At 37.7% G+C, this 2,875-nt stretch carries 3 protein-coding genes; 1 reads left to right on the forward strand and 2 read right to left on the reverse strand.

Features of this window, described 5'->3' with window-relative positions; genetic code table 11:
- Positions 1–449 precede the first annotated feature (449 nt).
- The gene (locus tag K1I67_RS09480; RefSeq protein WP_070678827.1) at positions 450–1,670 is read left to right on the forward strand and encodes a site-specific integrase; all 1,221 of its coding nucleotides are present in this window, start codon (positions 450–452) and stop codon (positions 1,668–1,670) included.
- A gap of 109 nt (positions 1,671–1,779) precedes the next feature.
- On the opposite strand, the gene rpsI is transcribed toward K1I67_RS09480, so the two are convergent.
- Together rpsI and rplM are read right to left on the reverse strand one after the other, a co-directional pair.
- Positions 1,780–2,172 (reverse strand): 30S ribosomal protein S9, encoded by a 393-nt coding sequence (rpsI, locus tag K1I67_RS09485; protein WP_000075973.1) that lies wholly within the window; start codon positions 2,170–2,172, stop codon positions 1,780–1,782.
- A gap of 18 nt (positions 2,173–2,190) precedes the next feature.
- Positions 2,191–2,637, reverse strand: coding sequence for a 50S ribosomal protein L13 (gene rplM, locus K1I67_RS09490; protein ID WP_223339730.1), 447 nt, complete (start codon positions 2,635–2,637; stop codon positions 2,191–2,193).
- Positions 2,638–2,875 lie beyond the last annotated feature (238 nt).

Here is a 2,875-nt window from a genome sequence, read left to right on the forward strand (position 1 = left end):
TCTAGTAAATGTGTTGCAACTCTACTATACAGGATTTATTCCTTTTTGTGTTTACACAACTTATTGTACACTGCCATATCCTCATCATAAAACAAAATGCAGGAGCTGGATGGATAGCTACTTTTGATATTAAGCCTGTTGCGGAAGCGACCTACAATCGAATGGCTCGAGCTTCTGAAGTAACCAATGAAGATAGGTATGATGAAGATATAGATATATGGTAGACAGTAAACCTTTACTTAAACGTGGGGGTGGAAAGATAGGATGGTCTATCCCAAGCCTCACCATAAATTTTTTAGTTCTAGGTAATGTTGGAAGTGGCAAAGGAAAAACAGTCCGATTTGATAAAACTGAGCTCAATCGCTGGTTGCAAAATCAATAGCATTTTTACCGTAGTTTGTTATAATGAAGCTACGGTATTTTCTAGCTCAATTCAAAAGGAGAATACTATGTCAATTACAAAAACCAAAAATGAAACTTATCGCTTACGGATTTATATTCCTGAAGAAGTAAAAGCTTCTCTTGGAATTGATAAAAAAGTGATTGAAAAACGTTTCAAGCTAAGGAGTGAGGCTAAAAAATATGAACTCGAACTACAAAATAAAATAGATAAAATTCTGAGCGGCGATTCTACTTCACAACTTGAAAGAACTGGTTCTATCCAATTCAAAGAGTTTTATCATCAAGTATGGTGGGAATCCTACAAAGCAGGGCAAACAACTTCAACCTTAAAACCACCCTCACAAGCTACTATTGACGGTACAGAAATTGTCTTTAGAAAGCACATTCTACCCATGCTAGGGAATTACTCGATTGACTTTCTTAACCAAAATAAGCAGGTTATTTTAAACCTTCTCACTCAAAAGGCAGAAGAATATGCCAACTTCAAAGTCATCAGAAGTTACGTTAATTCTATCTTTGACTGGGCAGAAGAATTGGAATACATCGAAACTAATCGTATTTCAAAAACTATTAGACGAATCAAAGCAACTAAGAAAATCAAGTTACAAGAAGCTAAAAACGATGAAGATTTATACCTATCACAATTAGAGCTTCAAGCATGGTTTACAGCTTTTGAAGAAGACTTAAAAAACGATAAGATCTTATTCAAAGATTATGTGCTGTTTTACACAACATTTTTCTTAGGAGATAGAAAGTCTGAAAGCTACGCTCTTCAATGGAAACACATTGATATCAACAAACAAGAAATTCAGTTAATACAAGCCCTAGATAAATACAAAAATCCAAAATCTACCAAAGGAAACAAGAAAACAACTTTCCAAATCCCAACTGAACTAGCTGACCTGCTTCAATCTTGGAAAAAACAACAAAAATCAGAATTAGCTAAATTTGGTATTATCCAATCTGACGAACAATATGTATTTACTTATGTTGACATGAAAGGCAATGTAAACAGCCCCTTACATGCTGATTATCTCAATAACAAAATGAAGTCAGTCAAACGCCGTCACAAGGAGCTGACACATGCTACACCACACAAATTACGCCACACCGGAGCAACTTTAGCTAAACAAGCAGGAACATCACTTGAAGCTATTTCAGAGGCTTTAACGCATAGCGACACTTTTACAACTAAGACCTATGTCAATACTTCAAATGTTGTTCCAATGGCAGTTGGTGAAATTGCCTACCGCAATCTTAAAAAGTAATGGTGTGAATTTGGTGTGAAAAGTGGTGTGAATTTTGCTAAAAATCAGTAAAAAAACACCCCATGGTGTGAACCATGAAGTGTTGTAAATGCTGTATTGTAGCTGGTTCTTAACGTTTTGAGAACTGGCTAGCTTTACGAGCTTTCTTAAGACCTGGTTTCTTACGTTCAACTTTACGTGAGTCACGTGTAAGAAGTCCTGCGCGTTTCAATGAATCGCGGAAGTCTGGGTCTACTTGAAGAAGGGCACGAGCGATACCGTGACGGATAGCTCCTGATTGACCAGCGTATCCACCACCTACAACGTTAACGAAAACGTCGTATGAACCTACAGTTGAAGTAACTGCGAATGGTTGGTTGATTACAAGACGAAGGTCAGCGTGTGGGATGTACTCTTCAACATCTTTTTTGTTAACAGTGATTTTACCAGTTCCTGGAACAAGGCGAACGCGTGCAACAGCGTTTTTACGACGTCCAGTACCTGCATATTGTGCTTGTGACATACTTTATTGTTCCTTTCCTTAGATAAGTCCTGAAATATCAAGAACTTCTGGTTGTTGTGCAGCGTGAGTGTGCTCAGCTCCAACGAATACTTTCAATTTCATACCTTGAGCGCGGCCAAGAGTATTGTGTGGAAGCATACCTTTAACTGATTTCTCGATCAAACGTACTCCATTTTTAGAACGAAGTTCACCAGCAGAGATTGATTTCAATCCACCTGGGTGGTTTGAGTGAGTGTAGTAGATCTTATCAGATGCTTTTTTACCAGTCAATTTAACTTTTTCAGCATTGATAACGATTACGAAGTCACCTGTATCAGTGTGTGGTGTGAATGTTGGTTTGTTTTTTCCGCGAAGTACGCTAGCAACAACTGCTGAAAGGCGTCCAAGAGGTACATCAGTTGCGTCAACAACGTACCATTTGCGTTCTACTTGGCCTGGTTTAGCCATGAATGTAGTTTTGTTCATGATTTCTCCTATATGAATATCGTTTTTGTTTACAGGGCGGATGTTCCGGTCCGCAAGTTATTTGAAAGGTTCCGGGGCCTTACAAATGGGGTAAACAATACCGTCTACTATTGTATCAAAATTCTCAGATAAAAGTCAAGAGATTGGGAAAATATTTTTTTATTTGCCCTGTTGTAAAATGAAGTGCAACACAAAAGACATGTTCATCTGATATACTAGAGTTGCAAAAAACAGTATA

It is taken from the genome of Streptococcus infantis (genome assembly GCF_019929575.1).
Classification (GTDB): Bacteria; Bacillota; Bacilli; order Lactobacillales; family Streptococcaceae; genus Streptococcus; species Streptococcus infantis_L.

Coding starts and splice junctions, on each gene's coding strand:
- rpsI (WP_000075973.1), bottom strand. CDS start 2,172: ATGTCACAAGCACAATATGCAGGTACTGGACGTCGTAAAAACGCTGTT.
- K1I67_RS09480 (WP_070678827.1), top strand. CDS start 450: ATGTCAATTACAAAAACCAAAAATGAAACTTATCGCTTACGGATTTAT.
- rplM (WP_223339730.1), bottom strand. CDS start 2,637: ATGAACAAAACTACATTCATGGCTAAACCAGGCCAAGTAGAACGCAAA.